Source organism: Pseudomonas sp. KCJK9000, from assembly GCF_046230725.1.
In the GTDB taxonomy this organism is placed as follows: Bacteria; Pseudomonadota; Gammaproteobacteria; order Pseudomonadales; family Pseudomonadaceae; genus Aquipseudomonas; species Aquipseudomonas promysalinigenes.
In genome coordinates this window covers 84711-101795 of sequence record NZ_JBJJLN010000008.1, presented here as the reverse complement: position 1 = coordinate 101795, position 17085 = coordinate 84711, and the positions used below count along the sequence as shown (strand labels likewise).

The 17085-nt window shown below is 60.7% G+C and carries 20 protein-coding genes; 14 read left to right on the top strand and 6 right to left on the bottom strand.

Annotation, left to right across the window (positions count from 1 at the left end):
- Window positions 1–14: 14 nt before the first annotated feature.
- On the bottom strand, window positions 15–1802 hold the full coding sequence (locus ACK59H_RS06150) for a thiamine pyrophosphate-requiring protein (RefSeq protein ID WP_060477044.1): 1788 nt from the start codon (window positions 1800–1802) through the stop codon (window positions 15–17).
- Window positions 1803–1950: 148 nt separating this feature from the next.
- Here ACK59H_RS06150 and ACK59H_RS06145 point away from each other — a divergent pair, with 148 nt between their 5' ends.
- Complete coding sequence (locus ACK59H_RS06145; protein WP_060477045.1) at window positions 1951–2487, top strand: cupin domain-containing protein; 537 nt, start codon at window positions 1951–1953, stop codon at window positions 2485–2487.
- Window positions 2488–2509: 22 nt separating this feature from the next.
- Here the strand turns inward: ACK59H_RS06145 and ACK59H_RS06140 are convergent, their stop codons facing one another.
- Window positions 2510–2890 carry a hypothetical protein gene (locus tag ACK59H_RS06140; protein ID WP_060477046.1) on the bottom strand — a complete coding sequence of 127 codons (381 nt, stop codon included), beginning with the start codon at window positions 2888–2890 and terminating at the stop codon, window positions 2510–2512.
- Window positions 2891–2934: 44 nt separating this feature from the next.
- On the bottom strand, window positions 2935–3255 hold the full coding sequence (locus tag ACK59H_RS06135) for a hypothetical protein (protein WP_060477047.1): 321 nt from the start codon (window positions 3253–3255) through the stop codon (window positions 2935–2937).
- A gap of 197 nt (window positions 3256–3452) precedes the next feature.
- On the opposite strand from ACK59H_RS06135, the gene ACK59H_RS06130 reads away from it, so the two are divergent.
- Complete coding sequence (locus ACK59H_RS06130) at window positions 3453–3677, top strand: hypothetical protein (protein ID WP_060477048.1); 225 nt, start codon at window positions 3453–3455, stop codon at window positions 3675–3677.
- Window positions 3678–3729: 52 nt separating this feature from the next.
- Here the strand turns inward: ACK59H_RS06130 and ACK59H_RS06125 are convergent, their stop codons facing one another.
- Window positions 3730–4419, bottom strand: coding sequence for a type 1 glutamine amidotransferase domain-containing protein (locus ACK59H_RS06125; protein ID WP_060477049.1), 690 nt, complete (start codon window positions 4417–4419; stop codon window positions 3730–3732).
- Window positions 4420–4608: 189 nt separating this feature from the next.
- On the opposite strand from ACK59H_RS06125, the gene ACK59H_RS06120 reads away from it, so the two are divergent.
- The 7 genes from ACK59H_RS06120 to ACK59H_RS06090 all read left to right on the top strand — a co-directional run bounded on the left by ACK59H_RS06120 (window position 4609) and on the right by ACK59H_RS06090 (window position 10476).
- A complete protein-coding gene (locus ACK59H_RS06120; protein ID WP_060477050.1) occupies window positions 4609–5100 on the top strand; it encodes a GNAT family N-acetyltransferase in 492 nt (163 codons plus the stop codon).
- A gap of 167 nt (window positions 5101–5267) precedes the next feature.
- Complete coding sequence (pstS, locus tag ACK59H_RS06115; protein WP_409264309.1) at window positions 5268–6296, top strand: phosphate ABC transporter substrate-binding protein PstS; 1029 nt, start codon at window positions 5268–5270, stop codon at window positions 6294–6296.
- A 72-nt stretch (window positions 6297–6368) separates the two neighbouring features.
- Complete coding sequence (gene pstC / locus ACK59H_RS06110; RefSeq protein WP_060477052.1) at window positions 6369–7337, top strand: phosphate ABC transporter permease subunit PstC; 969 nt, start codon at window positions 6369–6371, stop codon at window positions 7335–7337.
- A complete protein-coding gene (gene pstA / locus ACK59H_RS06105; RefSeq protein ID WP_060477053.1) occupies window positions 7334–8227 on the top strand; it encodes a phosphate ABC transporter permease PstA in 894 nt (297 codons plus the stop codon). The genes pstC and pstA overlap by 4 nt, the downstream gene beginning before the upstream one ends.
- A gap of 74 nt (window positions 8228–8301) precedes the next feature.
- Window positions 8302–9063: a phosphate ABC transporter ATP-binding protein PstB gene (gene pstB, locus ACK59H_RS06100; protein WP_050437214.1), complete on the top strand. Its 762-nt coding sequence runs from the start codon at window positions 8302–8304 to the stop codon at window positions 9061–9063.
- Between the two features lie 94 nt (window positions 9064–9157).
- Window positions 9158–9856: a hypothetical protein gene (locus ACK59H_RS06095; RefSeq protein WP_060477054.1), complete on the top strand. Its 699-nt coding sequence runs from the start codon at window positions 9158–9160 to the stop codon at window positions 9854–9856.
- A complete protein-coding gene (locus ACK59H_RS06090) occupies window positions 9856–10476 on the top strand; it encodes a hypothetical protein (protein ID WP_060477055.1) in 621 nt (206 codons plus the stop codon). Before ACK59H_RS06095 ends, ACK59H_RS06090 begins: the two co-directional genes overlap by 1 nt.
- A 69-nt stretch (window positions 10477–10545) precedes the next feature.
- Here ACK59H_RS06090 and ACK59H_RS06085 read toward each other — a convergent pair whose 3' ends face one another.
- Together ACK59H_RS06085 and ACK59H_RS06080 are read right to left on the bottom strand one after the other, a co-directional pair.
- On the bottom strand, window positions 10546–12066 hold the full coding sequence (locus ACK59H_RS06085) for an NCS1 family nucleobase:cation symporter-1 (protein WP_060477056.1): 1521 nt from the start codon (window positions 12064–12066) through the stop codon (window positions 10546–10548).
- Between the two features lie 173 nt (window positions 12067–12239).
- Entirely contained in the window at window positions 12240–13151 is a 912-nt protein-coding gene (locus ACK59H_RS06080; protein WP_060477057.1) for a LysR family transcriptional regulator, read from the bottom strand.
- A gap of 93 nt (window positions 13152–13244) precedes the next feature.
- Here ACK59H_RS06080 and ACK59H_RS06075 point away from each other — a divergent pair, with 93 nt between their 5' ends.
- The 5 genes from ACK59H_RS06075 to aroE are packed head-to-tail and all read left to right on the top strand — an operon-like array spanning window position 13245 to window position 17083.
- A complete protein-coding gene (locus tag ACK59H_RS06075; RefSeq protein ID WP_060477058.1) occupies window positions 13245–14192 on the top strand; it encodes a 2-dehydropantoate 2-reductase in 948 nt (315 codons plus the stop codon).
- Window positions 14189–14587, top strand: a complete 399-nt coding sequence (locus ACK59H_RS06070) for a VOC family protein (RefSeq protein ID WP_060477059.1) — start codon at window positions 14189–14191, stop codon at window positions 14585–14587. Before ACK59H_RS06075 ends, ACK59H_RS06070 begins: the two co-directional genes overlap by 4 nt.
- Entirely contained in the window at window positions 14584–15039 is a 456-nt protein-coding gene (locus ACK59H_RS06065) for a MaoC family dehydratase (protein WP_060477060.1), read from the top strand. The genes ACK59H_RS06070 and ACK59H_RS06065 overlap by 4 nt, the downstream gene beginning before the upstream one ends.
- Window positions 15036–16268 (top strand): CoA transferase, encoded by a 1233-nt coding sequence (locus ACK59H_RS06060; RefSeq protein WP_060477061.1) that lies wholly within the window; start codon window positions 15036–15038, stop codon window positions 16266–16268. Before ACK59H_RS06065 ends, ACK59H_RS06060 begins: the two co-directional genes overlap by 4 nt.
- Window positions 16265–17083: a shikimate dehydrogenase gene (aroE, locus tag ACK59H_RS06055; protein WP_060477062.1), complete on the top strand. Its 819-nt coding sequence runs from the start codon at window positions 16265–16267 to the stop codon at window positions 17081–17083. Before ACK59H_RS06060 ends, aroE begins: the two co-directional genes overlap by 4 nt.
- Window positions 17084–17085: the final 2 nt, after the last annotated feature.

Below are 17085 nucleotides of genomic sequence, written 5' to 3'. Positions count from 1 at the left end.
TTCCTCACGGTTGGTCATTGCTTGGTGGGTAGCACAGCGCTGAGCACTTGTTTGGCGGTCTGCACGATCATTCCGGCCTGGTTCGGGTCACCTTTGAGCAACGTGCCGGTGAGCTTCTTGGCTTGTTCCAGCGTGATGTGCGGCGGTAGCGGCGGCACGTTGGGGTCGGTCTTGAATTCGATCAGCACCGGGCGGTCAGCTGCCAGAGCCCGCTCCCAAGCCTGGGCAACATCTTCTTCACGCTCGACGTATATACCTTCCAGGCCGATGGAGATCGCGAAGAGGTGATAAGGCACGTCCGGGATCGATTGCGAAGCCTCGAACTTCGGATCGCCCTCCATCACGCGCTGCTCCCAAGTCACTTGGTTGAGGTCCTCGTTGTTGAAGACCGCGCAGATCCACTGGGGGTTCTCCCACTGTTGCCAGTACTTGGCGACGGTGATCAACTCGGCCAGGTTGTTCATCTGCATGGCGCCATCGCCAACCAATGCCACCACGGCGCGCTGCGGGTGGGCGAACTTGGCTGCGATGGCATAGGGTACCGCTGCACCCATGCTCGCCAGGCCACCGGACAGCGAGCATTGCATGCCCTGACGGATCTGCAGGTCGCGGGCGAACCAGTTGGCGCAAGAACCAGAGTCACTGCTGATGATCGCGTGGTCGGGCAAGCGCGGCGAAAGCTCATACACCACCCTTTGCGGGTTGATCGGCTCAGCTTTGACCAGGGCGCGCTTGGCCAAGGTCTTGTCCCACTGCGCGCGCCAGTGTTCGACTTTGTCGCGCCAGCGTCGGTCGGTTTTGTGTTCCAGCAATGGCAACAACGCTTGCAGCGTTTGCGAAGCGTCGCCCACCAGGTTCACCTCCATGGGGTAGCGCAGGCTGAGCATGTCTGGTTGCAGGTCGATCTGCACGCCACGTGCCTGGCCTTCCTTGGGCAGAAACTCGGCGTAGGGGAAACCCGAGCCAATCATCAGCAGGGTGTCGCATTCGTTCATCAGCTTATAGCTGGCCTCGGTGCCAAGCAGGCCAATGGATCCGGTAACCCATGGCAGTTCGTCAGGCAGTACCGCCTTGCCGAGTAATGCCTTGGCAACGCCTGCCCCCAGTGCTTCGGCCACCGCCGCCACCTGTTCGCTAGCGTTCAGGGCGCCTGCGCCTACCAAAATAGCGACCTTGCGCCCGGCGTTGAGTACCTCGGCTGCACGTTGCAGGTCGTGGTCGAACGGCACCACCTTCGGCCGGCTGTAGCCAACGCCCGAATGGACGGTGCCATGGGCCCTGGCAGGCTCGTGGTAGGGCAAGTCCTGAAGGTCGTTGGGCAGGATGATCGTGGTGACGCGGCGTTCGCCAACTGCGGTTCGCACGGCGCGGTCGAGCAGGTGACGCACTTGCTCAGGGGTGGATGCCTGCTGCACGTAAGCCCCGGCCACATCCTTGAACATCGAAACCAGGTCCAGCTCTTGCTGATAGTGCCCACCCAATGCAGCCCGGGCTTGCTGGCCCACGATGGCCAGCACTGGCTGGTGGTCCATACGTGCATCGTACAAGCCTGTGAGCAAATGCGAGGCGCCTGGGCCGGAGGTGGCGATGCACACGCCAAGTTCACCGGTGAACTTGGCGTGTGCGCTGGCCATGAAAGCGGCCATTTCCTCGTGCCGGGCCTGAATGAATTCGATCTTGCCATGGGCGCGGTTCAGCGCACCGAATACGCCATTGATGCCATCACCCGGGTAACCAAAGATACGCCGCACACCCCACTCATACAGGCGGTCCACCAGAAAGTCGCCTACAGTGCCCGTCATTGTCCTCTCCCGGTCTGTCGTCAATAGGGGTCTGGACTTGGCCGGCTAGAGGAAAGTTTCACTGGGTATCGCATCGGTCGGCTAACTGGAACCGGACTGGTTGAACGATGCTCACAGGGCAAAAGCCCATGCTTGCGAGTAAATTCCAATGTTCAGGTTCGACCATCACACCATCGCTGCGCAGACCCTGTTTTTCAAAGATGACGGCGCCACGCCCAACAGCCGTTATCCGGTGTTGTTTTATCGGCTGGGTGCAGTGGCTGCACTTGAGCTGGCCTGCGCACTCGAAGCGTTATTCGCAGCTCACCAGTGGACGCCACTCTGGCGAGACGGGATTTTCGATTACCACCATTTCCATCCCAACGCCCATGAAGCATTGGGCGTAGTCAGCGGCCATGCACGTGTCATATTGGGTGGTCCGACAGGGCAGACGTTGAACCTGGAAGCAGGGGATGTGGTGGTGCTACCTGCGGGTACGGGCCACTGCTGCATCGCTTCAAGCGATGACTTTCTGGTGGTGGGGGCCTACCCGCAGGGGCAGGAGGCTTACGACACGCAACGTCCCGACCCATCCCTGCATCATCAGGCCCTGGGGCGCATCGCTGCGGTCCCGGACCCAGCGCTGGATCCGGTAACCGGCAAAGCCATGACCCAGTGGCAGCACGGAAAATCACACGGTCACTGAACTGGGTTGAGGGTGTTGCTCGTCAGCCGAACTTGCGCAGCGCCTCGACCAATTGCGCCTTGTTCATGCTGGAGCGGCCTTTGATGTCTTTGCTGCGGGCCTCCTTGAGCAGGCTTTCCTTGGTCTGACTCTGCAGCGAGGTGGTGGACGTTCGGGGGTGCCCCTCACGCGTTTTTGCCGCGCGCTTGGCCGAGTCTGAACGGGCAGACTTCTTCTCGCCAGGCGAGGTAGTGCGGCCCGAACCTCCAGCTTTCTCGCCGCCGCCAGATTGCTTGTTCACGGTGGCCCAGGCACGCGCCTGCGCCTCGTCCTCGGGTACGCCCCGTTGCTCATAGCTCTGTTCGATCTGTTCGGCTTTGCGCTTTTGCTTCTCGGTATATTTGGATTTGTCGCCACGTGGCATGACATCGACTCCTGTAAGTGGTGAGTGGGCGATGGTTCGTCGGGCTAGCTGCCTGAGCCACTGCGTGCGCCCGTGCCAGCGCCGGAGCTGCCAGTGCCGCCAGCAGCAGAGCCTGCGCCGTCGTCGGTGCCGTCACCTCCGGTGTTATCGGTGCCGTTGTCATCGGTACCGCCATCACCCGTGCCCATGCTGTCAGCCGGCGTTCCCGCGCCGGTTGCGCCTTGGTGATTGCTGTGATCAGTGGTGGGGGCGGTTTCCCGAGTGGGTACACGCTGGTCGCCAGCATCGGTCGCGGCAAGCGCCAGTGGCGCGTTGACAGCCATGCACAGCGTTAGCAGCAGGGAGGGCGAGTTGAAAAGATTCATGATCGGATCCTCGAAGGTTCACTTCATGTTTGGCCGGCGCCAGAGATCACCGTGCGAAGGGTCCGACGGACGGGCCTTTGAATCTTGCCCTTCAGCCGTGGCAGCGGTGTTTGAGGGTGAGTCCCTACGCAAGTGGATCAAACTTTCCGCCGCTGCTGCACTCTTCTGGAAAGACATCACAGAAATGAGGCAACTCTATGAAACACAGCGACGGCAACACGAGTGACAAAGTCCCACGGCCCATTTCTTCAGAGCAGGCCCAGCGTGGCGAAGCTGCCCCTGACCCAGTGCTGGAAACCCCTGATGCCGATACCGAGGTAGTGGACAAGGTCATCACCCCCACCTCGATCAAAGAACAGGAAGAGCTGACGCACAAGATCAAGGAACGCCTGGCGGAGGTGGAAAGCAAGACCGGCAAATGATCCTGCAGTGTTGCATCGCGATGCGCCGCGCAAGGCGGCGCATCTGTTCAGTTCACACCGACTCATCCAGCCTTTTGAGCAACGCCTCTGCCGCCGCTTGCGATGAGGCCGGATTTTGACCAGTGATCAAATGCCCGTCCTCGACCACGTGACTGGCCCAGTCCGCGCCTTTGGAGTAGTGCCCACCATTGGCTTTGAGCATGTCTTCGACTAGGAACGGAACCACATCGGTCAGCCCCACGGCAGCCTCTTCGCTGTTGGCAAAGCCGGTTACCTGTTTGTCTTTGACGACCGGTTGCCCATCGGGTGCCTTGATATGCTTGAGCACGCCCGGCGCATGGCATACAGCGGCGATCGGCTTGTTGGCCGCATAGAAGGCTTCGAGCAGCGTCTTGGAATCGGTGTCTTGCGCCAAGTCCCAAAGCGGCCCGTGGCCGCCTGGGTAAAACACCGCATCGAAGTGGTAAGGGTCCACCTCGCTCAACGGCACCGTGTCAGCCAGCGCCATCTGCCCATCGGTGTCGGTGGCGAAGCGCCGGGTAGCGTCGGTTTGAGCGTCCGGCTCATCGCTCTTTGGATCGAGCGGAGGTTGGCCGCCTTTGGGAGAGGCCAGGGTTACGTCGGCGCCAGCGTCCACGAACACGTAGTAGGGGGCGGCGAATTCTTCCAGCCAGAAGCCGGTTTTCTTGCCGGTATCACCCAGCTGGTCATGGGATGTGAGCACCATCAGGATCTTTTTCATGCGAGGCAGTTCTCCAGATCTATGGGGTGGGCAGTGCGTCGTTGGCTCTGCATGAAGGTGGGAGGCCACAGCGCAGCTAGGGTTCCCTGCCGGTCGTTGTAAAGCCATCCCGGGGCGTGAAAGCACGGGGTTTTTCGCCGCTGTTGAAGTACCCTAGCGCAACAAAATCTGATTCAGGAACCTTTACCTATGAGCACCACCTCATTCCGCCAACCCGTCTTGAGTGATGCCGAGCGTTGCCACGCGATCGAAATCGGTGCCTACGAGGGCGATGAGGCAGCCACCCTGGAGAAGATCCGCACGCGCATCAGCCAGTACCCCCAGGGGTTCCTGCTGCTTGAACACGAGCAGAGCATCATTGGCTTCATCAACAGCGGCTGCGCCCACCAGGTTGTGATGTCCGATGAGGCGTTCAAGGAACTGGTCGGCCACGACCCGCTGGCACCTAATGTGGTGATCATGTCAGTCGTGGTGGACCCTGCCCATCAGGGCAAAGGCTACGCCAAACAGCTGATGAGCGAATTCATCATGCGCATGCAGGCCCAGGGTAAACAGACCATTCACCTGATGTGCAAAGAGCAGCATGTGGCGCTGTACCGCAAGATGGGCTACCAGTACGTACAGCCGTCGCCTTCGGAGCACGGCGGCATGGCTTGGCATGAGATGCTTATGGTGCTCTGAGCTGGGCGTAGGGGAGGGGCCAGTCATATCTGGTTACGAGCGAAGCGCTGAAAACGTACTGAAGGCTGCGATTTAGAGGGGCAGATGGGGTGACTGCCATTCAATAGTCACAAAGCTGTAACACAGCTGCTGCAAAGTGTGCCGGCCATCACACGGAGCGCTTTCCCATGATACGCCTGATGAAGTCTGCTGCACTCGCCGTTGCGGTTTCTCTGTCTGCCACCTCGGCCTTTGCCGCAGACAACATTCGCTTGACCGGTTCTGGTGCAAGTTTCCCTGCGCCTATCTACCTGACCTGGTTCAAGGATTTCAGCAAGAATACCGCTGGCGTTACCGTTGACTACCAGTCCAAAGGTAGCGGGGCAGGGGTTCAAGACTTTCTGAACAAGACTGTCGACTTCGCCGCCAGCGACTCGGCCATGAGCGAAGCAGACATCGCCAAAGTCGGCGAGGGTGTGCAGTTGCTACCAATGACCGCCGGTGAAATCGTGCTGGCCTACAACCTGCCGGGCAACCCTAAGGGCCTGAAGCTGCCACGGGATGTGTACTCCAACATCTTCCTGGGCAAGATCACCCGATGGAACGATGCCAAGATCGCTGCCGCCAACCCAGACCTGAAGCTGCCTGATCTGCCTATCACCGTAGTGGTACGTGCCGATTCCAGCGGTACCAACGCCGTGTTCACCCAGCACCTGTCGGCCATCAACGCCGACTTCAAGAAGGACTTGGGTGAAGGCAACACCGTCAACTGGCCGGCCACCGACAAGTTCATCAAGTCGCCCAAGAACGACGGCGTGACCGCGACCGTTCGCCAGACGCCGGGCGCCATCGGTTACATCGAATACGGCTTTGCCAAGCTGGCCAAGGTCGACTTCGCCGAGCTGGAAAACAAGGCAGGCCAGTACGTGGTGCCGAACGTCGAAAGCGGTGCCCAGGCCCTGGCAGCGGTGAAGTTGCCGGAAAACCTGATCGCCCACCTGCCAGACCCGGATGGCGCCAAGTCCTATCCGATCACTTCCTACACCTGGATGATCTTCCGCAAGGACAACGGCAACCCGCAAAAGGCCAAGGCCATGCGTGAGATGGTCGAGTACGGCCTGACCCAGGGGCAGAAAATCGCCGATTCGATGGGCTACATCCCGCTGCCAGCTTCGGTAGTCGAACAAGTGCGCAAAGCTTCGCAAAACATCCAGTAATGCTTCAGGCGCTCCCGGTGCGGTGCTTGCGTCGTGCCGGGCGTGTTTGCCCCTAGTCCCGGAATCAGCTAAATGAACACACCTTTTGCCATACCGGACAATCCAGATTCCGCCTGTCAGCCGCCGTCCACCAAGGACTTTTTGGTCGACCGCACCTTCCGTGCCCTTGCGCGTATCGGTGTAGTGCTGATTCTCGCGCTGGTATTCGCGTTGGTATATGAAGTAGGACGCAAAGCACTTCCAGGTATGGAAAAGCACGGCTTCGACGTGCTGTTTGGTAGTGTGTGGGACGTCAATCAGGGTAAATACGGCATTCTGCCCGCCATCTGGGGCACGCTTTACAGCGCGCTGATCGCCTTGATGATCGCCGGGTTCTTCGGCGTCAGCATGGCCATTTTTCTGACTCAGGATTTCTTGCCGGCAAGGCTTGCTGCGGTGTTTCGTACCATCGTCGAGCTGCTTGCCGCCATCCCCAGCGTCGTCTACGGCCTGTGGGGTATCTACGTGGTGATCCCGGCCATCCGGCCGCTGACCACCTGGCTAAACAGTGAATTGGGCTGGATCCCTTTCTTCGGCAGCTCCCTCAGTGGCCCTGGCTTGCTGCCAGCGGCGTTGGTGCTGGCGATCATGATCCTCCCGACCATTGCCGCTGTCTCCCAGGACGCACTGACCAGCGTGCCGATGAAAACCAAGCAGGCTGCTTACGGCATGGGCACCACCCATTGGGAGGCCATCCTCAAAGTCATGGTGCCCTCGGCTGCAACGGGTATCTTCGGCTCCCTGGTGCTAGGGCTTGGCCGCGCACTGGGCGAGACCATGGCCCTGGCCATGCTGGTCGGCAACGCCAATACCATCACGCTTTCGCTGTTCGCCCCGGCCAATACCTTGGCAGCCTTGCTGGCGCTGAACTTCCCGGAGGCCGGGCCGAACGAGATCGAGGTGCTGATGTATGCCGCCTTGGTGCTGATGTTCATCACCTTGCTGGTGAACGTTTTCGGATCGCTGATCATGCTCTACGCCCAGCGGGGTAACAAACAATGACTGACCTCTCCGTCACCAGCACCGCTCTACCTAGCCTGCAGCGCCGCTTCGAAGGCCGTGCCCTGCGTAGCCTGTTACTGACCACGCTGGTGTGGTGCGTAGCATTGCTGGCCAGCGTGCCTCTGGTTTCTGTGTTGTACATGCTGATCACCCGCGGCGGTGCTCGCCTGAGCCTTGAGGTGTTCACCGAGCTACCACCCACTGGCTTCGAAATGGGCGGCGGCTTCGGCAACGCCTTGGCCGGTACCTTCGTCATGGTCGGCATCGCAGCAGCCATCGCCGTACCGGTGGGCATTCTGGCAGCGGTGTTCCTTGCCGAACTTGGCCCAGACAGCAAACTGGCCAACGCTTCGCGCTTTGCCGCAAAAATGCTTACCGGCCTGCCTTCGATCCTTGCCGGCGTGTTTGCCTATGCCTTGGTGGTGATGACCACCGGCACCTATTCGGCCCCGGCTGGCGGCGTGGCGCTGGCAGTGCTGATGCTGCCGATCGTGGTGCTGACCGCCGAGGAAGCCATGAAGATGGTGCCCAAGATCATGAAGGATGCCGCTTACGGCATGGGTTGCACCCGCGCGCAGGTGATCTGGAAAATCATTCTGCCGACCGGTATGCCCGCCATCCTCACCGGCGTCATGCTGGCGGTGGCCCGCGCCGCCGGTGAAACGGCGCCGCTGCTGTTCACTGCGCTGTTCAGCAATTACTGGATCTACCACGACGGCAGCCTGGCGGTCATGAACCCCACGGCTTCGCTTGCCGTACTGATTTACAACTTCTCCGGCATGCCGTTCGACAACCAGCTTGAGCTCGCCTGGGCGGCCTCGCTGGTGTTGGTGATGATCGTGCTGGTAGTCAACATTCTCAGCCGCATTTTCGGCAAGCCCAAGTATTGAAAAGGGAGCATTCGACCGTGAACGTATCTACTGCGCAAAGAGCCGCTCCCTTGGTCAGCGACGCGCCTATCGTCATGGACTGCAAGCTGGACAAGATTTTCTACGGCAACTTCATGGCGGTGCGCGACAGCCATGTGCCGATCCGCAAGAACGAAATCACCGGCTTCATCGGCCCCTCCGGCTGCGGCAAAAGTACCGTGCTGCGCAGCCTCAACCGCATGAACGACTTGGTCAAAGGTTTCCGCTTCGAAGGCCATGTGCATTTCCTTGGCCAAGATGTCTACGGTAAAGGCGTTGACCCAGTGGTTGTGCGCCGTTACATCGGCATGGTGTTCCAGCAACCCAACCCATTCTCCATGAGCATCTTCGACAACGTCGCTTTCGGCTTGCGCCTGAACCGCTACAAGGGCGACATCGGTGACCGCGTCAAACATGCGCTGCAAGGCGCGGCACTGTGGGATGAAGTCAAAGACAAGCTCAAGGTCAGCGGCCTGTCGCTGTCAGGTGGCCAGCAGCAGCGCCTGTGCATTGCCCGTGCCATCGCCACCGAACCAGAAGTACTGCTGCTCGATGAGCCATGCTCGGCACTGGACCCGATCGCCACCCGCCGGGTGGAGGAACTGATGGTCGAGCTGAAAAAGGACTACACGATTGCTTTGGTGACCCACAACATGCAACAGGCGATTCGCGTGGCAGACACCACTGCGTTCTTTTCCGTCGACATCTCCCAGGGCACCCGCACCGGCTATCTGGTTGAGATGGGGCCGACCACGCAGATCTTCCAGAACCCGCGTGAGCAGCTGACCAGTGACTACATCAGCGGCAAGTTCAGCTAAGCCTGCAACATCCGTCAGGCGACCCGCCCCGTTGCCCAGGAAGGCGCCGCGGGGTAGGTCGTTTTCATGTCTTTTCTGTTTCGAAGGATCACCCATGGATGCGACATGTCGTCTTGACCTGCCCGCGGTAGAGCGCGCCCTGCGCAAGGTACAGGGCAGGTTTGCCGAACTCAGCCGGCAGTTCACCGAGCCGCGTGACCCGTTCACCGACGAGGTGCTGTCCAATGTGCTTGAAGGCTATGCCTTGATAGACGACTATGTTGCCCGCGGTGTGGACCTGTTCGACCTGCAGCAGCTGAACCTGATGCTTGAGATCAACGCCACGGTTTTGTGCGGTAGCGACCCGGCACGGCGCCGTGAATTCTCTGCCCACTTGCAAGCTACTGAGGCGCGGTTTTTCAACAACGTCGAAGGCGGCATCAAGGATCTGTACAACTGGTACTGCTCTTATCGCAGTGATTCGATCTTCAAGCGCGCGGCGGGTGTCTATGTGCGCATCCTCAGCAAGCCGCAACTGTTCATCGAGGGTAATCATCGCACCGGTTCGCTGATCGTCAGCTACCTGCTGATGCGCGCCGGGTTGCCGCCATTCGTGCTGACGTTGGACAACGCCGAGGGTTATTACAACCCTTCCTCGGTCATTCGCAATTCGGCCAAGCATGGCGTGAAAGCATTGTACGAACTGCCCAAGATCAAGAAAAAATACGCCGCCTTCCTCGAAGCGAAGGCACCTGAGCACGATGAGTTTTTCCTACCCGGCACCTGTGTGCCGGCCCGCCAGGGTAGCCGGTGATGAAGAGGGTTTCGATGCTAGAGCAAGGTAAGGCCAGCGGGCGACGAGCGTGGCAGGCCATTGGGCGAAAATTCGCGCGCCCGCAAATGCGCATTTCCTTCGATATCGACGATACGCTCGCTTGCTTGCCCCATCACGCCGCCGAGGAGCACAGCAGGCTGCCGACGTTCATACACCGCTGGCTGGGCGAGCCCTTGCGCAGCGGCACGCGTTCGCTGATTCGCGATCTGCGCCGCCAGGGCTGCAGCATCTGGATCTATACCTCCTCGGGCCGCACACCGGCCTATATCCGGCGCTGGCTGATGCTTTATGGCATCCATGTCGACGGTGTGGTCAACAGCGATCGCCACCAGCACATCCTGTCGCTGCACGGCCTTGCCAATGCACCCTCGAAGTATCCACCGGCGTTCGATATCGACTTGCACGTCGATGACTCCGAAGGAGTAGGCATCGAAGGCTCCGACCATGGGTTTCGTGTGGTAGTGGTCGACCCCCAAGATCAAAGCTGGGCAGAGAAGGTCATGGACGCTGCGGCCCGTGTGCATGCCCAGTTGGCCTGGCAGCAACCCCAGCGTTACCGAGTACCCGTGCCCCAGGATAGCGAAGTGCTGGCCTCCTGACCCCGCAAAACGGCAAGGCGCCTTGTGCCTGACCTGGCACAAGGCGCCTTTTGTCGTTAGCGCAGCCGATCAGTGATGGGCGCTGTCCACGGCGATGTCTTCTCCGGATACGTCCAGGTACGGTGTGCCACGCCTGGCGATGGCATAGTGAATCAGCCCACCCAAGCCAGCACCGAAGAACCAGGAAAACTGCGACAGGGTGTCGAATGCCGGGACCAATGCCAGCACGATGGCGATGAGCGCGGCAGGAACGAACGCCGCTACGGCGCGCAGGTTGACCCCGCCGTGGTAGTGGTAGGCGCCGCCTGGGCTTTCGCTGTAAAGCTGCGGCAGGTTCACTCGGCTACGCCGTACCAGGTAGTAGTCAGTGACGATGATGCCGTACAGCGGGCCGAGCAGGGCACCCAGGCCGCCGAGGAAGTACACGATCACAGCCGGGCTGTTGTACAGGTGCCAGGGCAGGATCAGCACCGCGATGGCAGCACTGAGCAACCCTGCGCGGCGGAAGTTCAGGGCCTTGGGTGCCAGGTTGGTGAGGACGAAAGCCGGGGCCACGAAGTTGGCCATGATGTTCACCGCGACGGTGACGATCAGAAATGCCAGGCAAGCCAATACCAAACCGGTGGTGCTCGGGATGGCGGCGACGATTTCGCTTGGGCTCTGCACCAGCTTGCCGTCGATGCTGAACTGGGCGCCCGCGATCACCACAGCGATCAGCGCGAAACCGAGCATATTGACCGGCAACCCCCAGAAGTTGCCCACGCTGATGGTTTTGCGGTCTGGGCAGTTACGGGTGAAATCGCAGAAGTTGAGGATCATGGTGCCGTACAACGAAACCCACAGCGCAGCGGCGCCCAGCACCTTCAACCACATCGTCGAGCCAGTGGGCGCGCTGCCGCTGGACCAGGCGATGGACAGCCCACTGCGCCAATACATCCAGCCCGCCAAGCCAGTGAAGGCCACCAGGATGATCGGCCCGGCGAGGGATTCGAAGCGGCGCACCATCTCCATGCCATAGGCGAAAATCGCCACCTGCACGCACCAGATGCCCAAAAAGGTGAGCCAACCCAGGGTGGACAGGCCAAGGATCGAATTCTGATCGTAGGCTTTGAGCTCTGGCGCAATCGCCGTAAGCAAAACGCGCAGAACCACGGAAGCGAGGTAAGTCTGAATACCAAACCAGGCGATGGCGATTACCGCGCGAATCAGTGCGGGGATCTGTGCGCCGTGGATACCGAAGCTGATGCGGCACATGACCGGATAAGGCAAGCCCGTCTTCTGTCCCATGTAACCGGACAGGTTCATCAGGCCGTAGATCACCAGAGCCCCCAGCGCGAAAGCGGCGAGAATCTGCGCGCCGCTCATGCCCAGGGCGAACAGGCCGATGGCGAAGGAGTAGTTCGCGATGTTGTGCACATCGTTGGTCCACAGCGCGAACAGGCTGTAACGCCCCCAGGTGCGATGGGCTGCACGAGTCGGTGCCAAGTCTTTGCTGTATAGGCGTGAGCTTAATTGCAGAGGACTTGAATCAGCCGTTGCGGCGGGCTGGTCAGCAAGCTGGCCAGCATCGAAGCGGGAAATCGACGCCATCGGAACTCCTGATGGTTGTGTACTCTTGTTATTAATATTTGTATACAAACAATATTCGTACCAACCCTCGGATAACCACGATTCTGCCGGCTTCTGTTGCGTACACCCTTATGGCAATCGGCCTATAAAGTGTGTATTTTGTGCACAACTTACCTGCATTCTGTTACCAGCCTTCACGCATGTTCCGCCTGGAACAGCCCCCGGATGACCTCCCTTAGCCAGCGATTGCCATCGTCCTGGTGGTAACGCGCGTGCCAGTGCTGCTTCACGGTGAAGCCTTCCACTGCAATCGGGCAGTCGTGTACCTGTAACCCATGCATATCAGCGAGGGTCTGGCCAATGTGGCGAGGCAGTGTTGCCACCAAGTCGGTAGAACCGACGATCATGCCCAGCCCAAGAAACGCCGGCAGTTCGAGCATGATCCGGCGCTCGATGCCCGCCCGCGCCAAGCCTGCCTCCAATAGTTTCTGCCCGGTCCCGGCACTGATCTGAACATGGCCTTCAGCGCGATACTCTGCCACGCCCATGACGCTTTGCAGGCGCGGGTGCTGACGGTTGCTCAGGCATACCCAGTCCTGTTCGAACAGCACCTGCTGGTACATACCGCCGCCCAACCAAGGCACGAAACCGATGGCCAGGTCCGCCTCGCCCGATTCCAACGAGCTCTCGGTGTTGCCGTCGATACGCGCAGCTTCAAGTCGGATGCCCGGTGCGTGCGTGCGCAAATGGTTGAGAATGGTCGGCAACAGCGTGATATGGCTGGCATCACTGACGCATAAGCGAAAGCGGCGCTGCGCCGTGGCAGGGATGAACTGCGGTGCCCAGGTCGTAAGCCTGCGCAACGATTCCAGCACCTCCCGGCAAGGCCCGATCAATTGATCGGCACGAGGTGTTGGGGCCATTCCACCTGGCGTGCGTACGAACAGCGGGTCGTTCAGCTGCTCGCGCAACCGCGCTAGCCAGATGCTGATGGTCGGCTGGCTCTGGCCTAACTGATCGGCAGCGCGGGTCACGCTCCGGCATTGGTACAACACCTCGAACAATTGCAGCAGTTTAGGTTCGGGCAAGGGCTCGAGCAGGCTCATTATTGCAATTCTCAATAGCGCTATTGAGGGCATTGTATAGATCAAATAACACCGCTTGCATAAGGTTGAGGCAAACCACAGGAGGTTTGCGACGTGAAAATCTGCATTCTGGGGGCCGGCGCCTTAGGTTGTGCCATCGGCGCAGCCCTGAGCGAGGCTGGGCATGAAACCTGGCTGTTGAATCGTGGCGCGGCTCACGTGGAGGCGATCAATACCCGCGGGCTGCACGTGCTGGATGAACGCGGCGAACGGCATGTCAAGGTCAATGCTGCGACCGACGCGGCAGAGGTTGGGGTCGCTGATCTGGTAATCGTGTTGGTCAAATCGTTTCACACCGCTGAGGCCATCGCTGGCGCCAGCGCACTGATTGGGCCGCACACCCTGGTGCTGTCGCTGCAGAATGGCTTGGGCCACGAGGACATCCTCGCCCAAGCAGTTGGCCGCGAGCGCGTACTGGCGGGCAAGACCTACGTCGGCGGGGTGCTGCTGGCGCCAGGCTCGATTCGCGCTGGTGTGGCGAGCAAGCAGACTTACATCGGCGAACTGGACGGCCAGTTGACCCCCCGCGTGCAAGCGATCGCCGAGGCTTTCAATGGCGCAGGCCTGGCCACCACCGTCAGCGACAACATCCTTGGCACCATGTGGGACAAGTTGCTGGTCAACGTCGCCACAGGGGCGCTGAGCGGCATCACCATGCTTAGCTACGGCCAGCTCTACAGCGAGCCGCTACTGGAAAATACCGCCAAAGCCGCGGTCGCCGAGGCCATCGCCGTGGCCGAAAGGGCGGGTATCCGCCTGAGCCTGACCAGCCCCGAGGCCGCCTGGCGCCTGGCCGCCGAAGGGTTGCCGGCCAGTTTTCGCACATCGATGTTGCAGAGCCTGGAAAAAGGCTCGATCACCGAAATCGACTTCATCAACGGCTCGGTCGTGCGCTGGGGCCAGCGCCACGGCATCGCCACACCGGTCAACGCAACCCTGGTGGCCTGTATCAAAGGCATCGAGCGGGCGATGGCCGACCACCAGAAAAAGGAGAACCCATGAACCAGCCTAAAGCCTACCTGGAACACGTCGCGTTCTGGGTGCGAGATATCCAGTGGCATATCCGCTTCTTCAATGAGGTGTGCGGCATGGCCATGCGTGAATTGCAGGGTGACCCTGAGCAGCCGGCACAGTACTGGACGCTGGGTGGTTTGCAGTTCATTCATCAGCCTGATTTCACAGGCCCCGAAGGGCGTATGGCGCATTTAGGCATCATGTGCGAAGACCTCGAAGCCACCCTGGCTGCGGCGCAGCGCTTTGGCGTCAGTGCCATGCCCCAGGGCCGCAACTGGTTGCGCTTGCCCGACGGCCTGGCCGTGGAGTTCATCCAGGCCCTGCCCGCCAGTTGTGTGGCTCAGGCGCTGGCCATTGACCCACGCGCAGAGGTGCAAGCATGAGCATCGTGGAAAAATACTGGGATGATGCCCGCGAGGGCGACGAATGCATCAGCCCCACCTATACCGTTACCCGTGAACGCATCCTGGCTTACGCCGACCTCACGGGCGATCACACCCCGGTGCATGTCGATGAGGCATACGCCAACGCCAGTCATTTTGGCTGCCTGGTCGCCCATGGCCTGTTCGGGTTATCCATTGCAGATGGCCTCAAGACCCAATGCGACTACCGCTTCCTGCCAGGGATGTCGCTGGGCTGGACCTGGGACTTCGTGTTACCGATCAAGGTCGGCGATGTGCTGCACGTGCGCATGCGCGTTGGGGCGATGCGCCCGAGCAATAGCCGGCCGGGTTGGGGCATCGTGGTCCTACCCTCTGAATTGATCAACCAACATGGCCAAGTCGTGCAGCGCGGCGAGCACCGTCTGATGGTGCCAAGGAGGGTAGAAGCATGAGCCAGGCATTGCCATTGGCAGGTATCCGCGTCATCGATTACAGCCATTTTCTGGCAGGGCCGTATGTTGGCCGATGCCTGGCGGCGCTGGGCGCCGAAGTGATCAAAGTCGAACGCCCTGGCACCGGGGATGCGGGTCGCCAGCACGCATTTACCCTCGATGAGCAGCAAAGCGGTTACTTCCTGCAATTGAACATGGGCAAGCAAGGCGTCAGCGTGAACATGAAGGACCCACGTGGCAAAGCCTTCATGCAGCGCCTGACCGATTCGGCCGATGTGTTCATCGAAAACTATCGCCCTGGTGCTTTGGACAAACTGGGCCTGGGTCATGCCGAACTCAGTGCGCGCAATCCGCGCTTGGTGTACTGCTCGATTTCCGCCTATGGCCACACCGGGCCGGATGCGCACCGCGCAGGCTTTGGGCTGATCGCCGAGGCCAAGAGTGGGATCATGCAGATGGTCGGCGTACCTGGCGAGGCCCCACCTCTGCTGCGTATTTCCCTTGGCGATATGTACACCGGTATCCACGCCGTAGCTGCGATCAATGCGGCGCTGCTCGGCCGAGTCAGCAGTGGCCGCGGGCAGCATATCGACATGGCCCTGTACGACACGCTGGTGTCGATGCACGAATACGCCGTGCAGTGCTACACGTTGTCCGGGGGCACCGTGCTGCCCGAGCAGACCGGCCATGACATGCCCACCTCGACCCTGTACGGCGTGTTCCGCGCTGCCGATGGCGACCTGGTGATCGCGGCCCAGGTCGACGATGCCTGGCAACGCTTCGCCGCCATGCTCGAAGCCAATGGCGGCCCACCCGGGTTCGGCAGCGACAGTCGTTACCACAACCTGAACGGACGCAATGCCCACCGCCAGGCAATTCTTGCAGTGGTCCGCGACTGGGTCGGCGCGCGGCGGGTGGCCGATATTCTCGCTTTGCTGGACACCATCGACATTCCCAGCGCCAAGGTTCAACGCATCGACGAGGTGCTGGCTGACCCACAGATCCAGGCGCGCAATATGGTCATCGAGCAACATCACCCTCGCTACGGCACCTTGCGAATGCCGAACCTGCCGTTCCGTTTCTCAGCGTGCGACACCACCATCTCCCAAGTGGCCCCTGACCTGGGCCAGCACAATGCCGAAGTGGCCGCAGCGCTAGGCTTTGCCCCAGAAGAGATCGCCGCCATGCAGGCCGACGGCGTATTGTTCACCCACGGAGATGCACGATGAGCGACCGCTATGCAGTGATCGGCCGGCCGATCAACCACACCAAGTCCCCGTTGATTCATGGGCTATTCGCCGAAGCCACTGGCCAAACCTTGGAATACGGCGCCATCGAGGGCGGGCTTGAGGATTTCGAGGCGCAGGTCATGCAGTTTTGCCATCAAGGCGGGCAGGGCATGAACATCACCGCACCGTTCAAACTGCGCGCTTTCGAGCTGGCCGACCGGCGCAGCGAGCGCGCGCAGTTGGCACGGGCGGCCAATGCATTGAGGTTCGAGGGTAATCACATCTTTGCAGAAAACTTCGATGGTATCGGCCTGCTGCGGGATATCGAAGTCAACCTCGGCCAGCCGCTACGCAACCGTCGGGTATTGCTGCTCGGTGCCGGCGGGGCGGTACGTGGCGCTTTGCTGCCGTTCCTGCAGGCCGAGCCCAGTGAAGTGGTGCTCGCCAACCGGGATATGGCCAAGGCGGTGGCCTTGCGCAATGAGCTGGATCACCCTCTGCTGCGCATCAGCCGTTATGAAGAGTTGCAAGGGCAGGCGTTCGACGTGGTGGTCAATGCCACCTCTGCGAGCCTGACGGGGCAATTGCCGCCGCTGCCCGCGCAGGTGCTGAGCGGGGCCCGGCTGGCCTACGAATTGGCCTACGGCAAAGGCCTGACGCCGTTCTTGCGCCTGGCGCGGGAACAAGGGGTGGCGCACTTGGCCGATGGCGTGGGCATGCTCGTGGAGCAGGCCGCTGAAGCGTTTGCCTGGTGGCGCGGCGTGCGCCCCGACACCCGCGCTGTGATCGAGCGCCTGACCATTGCCTTGGAGTGAAC

Excerpts from the sequence above, each read along its gene's own strand:
- ACK59H_RS06095 (WP_060477054.1), top strand. The coding sequence starts at position 9,158 with ATGGATGCGACATGTCGTCTTGACCTGCCCGCGGTAGAGCGCGCCCTG.
- ACK59H_RS06125 (WP_060477049.1), bottom strand. The coding sequence starts at position 4,419 with ATGAAAAAGATCCTGATGGTGCTCACATCCCATGACCAGCTGGGTGAT.
- ACK59H_RS06080 (WP_060477057.1), bottom strand. The coding sequence starts at position 13,151 with ATGAGCCTGCTCGAGCCCTTGCCCGAACCTAAACTGCTGCAATTGTTC.
- aroE (WP_060477062.1), top strand. The coding sequence starts at position 16,265 with ATGAGCGACCGCTATGCAGTGATCGGCCGGCCGATCAACCACACCAAG.
- ACK59H_RS06130 (WP_060477048.1), top strand. The coding sequence starts at position 3,453 with ATGAAACACAGCGACGGCAACACGAGTGACAAAGTCCCACGGCCCATT.
- pstB (WP_050437214.1), top strand. The coding sequence starts at position 8,302 with ATGGACTGCAAGCTGGACAAGATTTTCTACGGCAACTTCATGGCGGTG.
- ACK59H_RS06145 (WP_060477045.1), top strand. The coding sequence starts at position 1,951 with ATGTTCAGGTTCGACCATCACACCATCGCTGCGCAGACCCTGTTTTTC.
- ACK59H_RS06140 (WP_060477046.1), bottom strand. The coding sequence starts at position 2,890 with ATGCCACGTGGCGACAAATCCAAATATACCGAGAAGCAAAAGCGCAAA.
- ACK59H_RS06070 (WP_060477059.1), top strand. The coding sequence starts at position 14,189 with ATGAACCAGCCTAAAGCCTACCTGGAACACGTCGCGTTCTGGGTGCGA.
- ACK59H_RS06065 (WP_060477060.1), top strand. The coding sequence starts at position 14,584 with ATGAGCATCGTGGAAAAATACTGGGATGATGCCCGCGAGGGCGACGAA.
- pstS (WP_409264309.1), top strand. The coding sequence starts at position 5,268 with ATGATACGCCTGATGAAGTCTGCTGCACTCGCCGTTGCGGTTTCTCTG.
- pstA (WP_060477053.1), top strand. The coding sequence starts at position 7,334 with ATGACTGACCTCTCCGTCACCAGCACCGCTCTACCTAGCCTGCAGCGC.
- ACK59H_RS06135 (WP_060477047.1), bottom strand. The coding sequence starts at position 3,255 with ATGAATCTTTTCAACTCGCCCTCCCTGCTGCTAACGCTGTGCATGGCT.
- ACK59H_RS06120 (WP_060477050.1), top strand. The coding sequence starts at position 4,609 with ATGAGCACCACCTCATTCCGCCAACCCGTCTTGAGTGATGCCGAGCGT.
- pstC (WP_060477052.1), top strand. The coding sequence starts at position 6,369 with ATGAACACACCTTTTGCCATACCGGACAATCCAGATTCCGCCTGTCAG.
- ACK59H_RS06060 (WP_060477061.1), top strand. The coding sequence starts at position 15,036 with ATGAGCCAGGCATTGCCATTGGCAGGTATCCGCGTCATCGATTACAGC.
- ACK59H_RS06085 (WP_060477056.1), bottom strand. The coding sequence starts at position 12,066 with ATGGCGTCGATTTCCCGCTTCGATGCTGGCCAGCTTGCTGACCAGCCC.
- ACK59H_RS06090 (WP_060477055.1), top strand. The coding sequence starts at position 9,856 with ATGAAGAGGGTTTCGATGCTAGAGCAAGGTAAGGCCAGCGGGCGACGA.
- ACK59H_RS06150 (WP_060477044.1), bottom strand. The coding sequence starts at position 1,802 with ATGACGGGCACTGTAGGCGACTTTCTGGTGGACCGCCTGTATGAGTGG.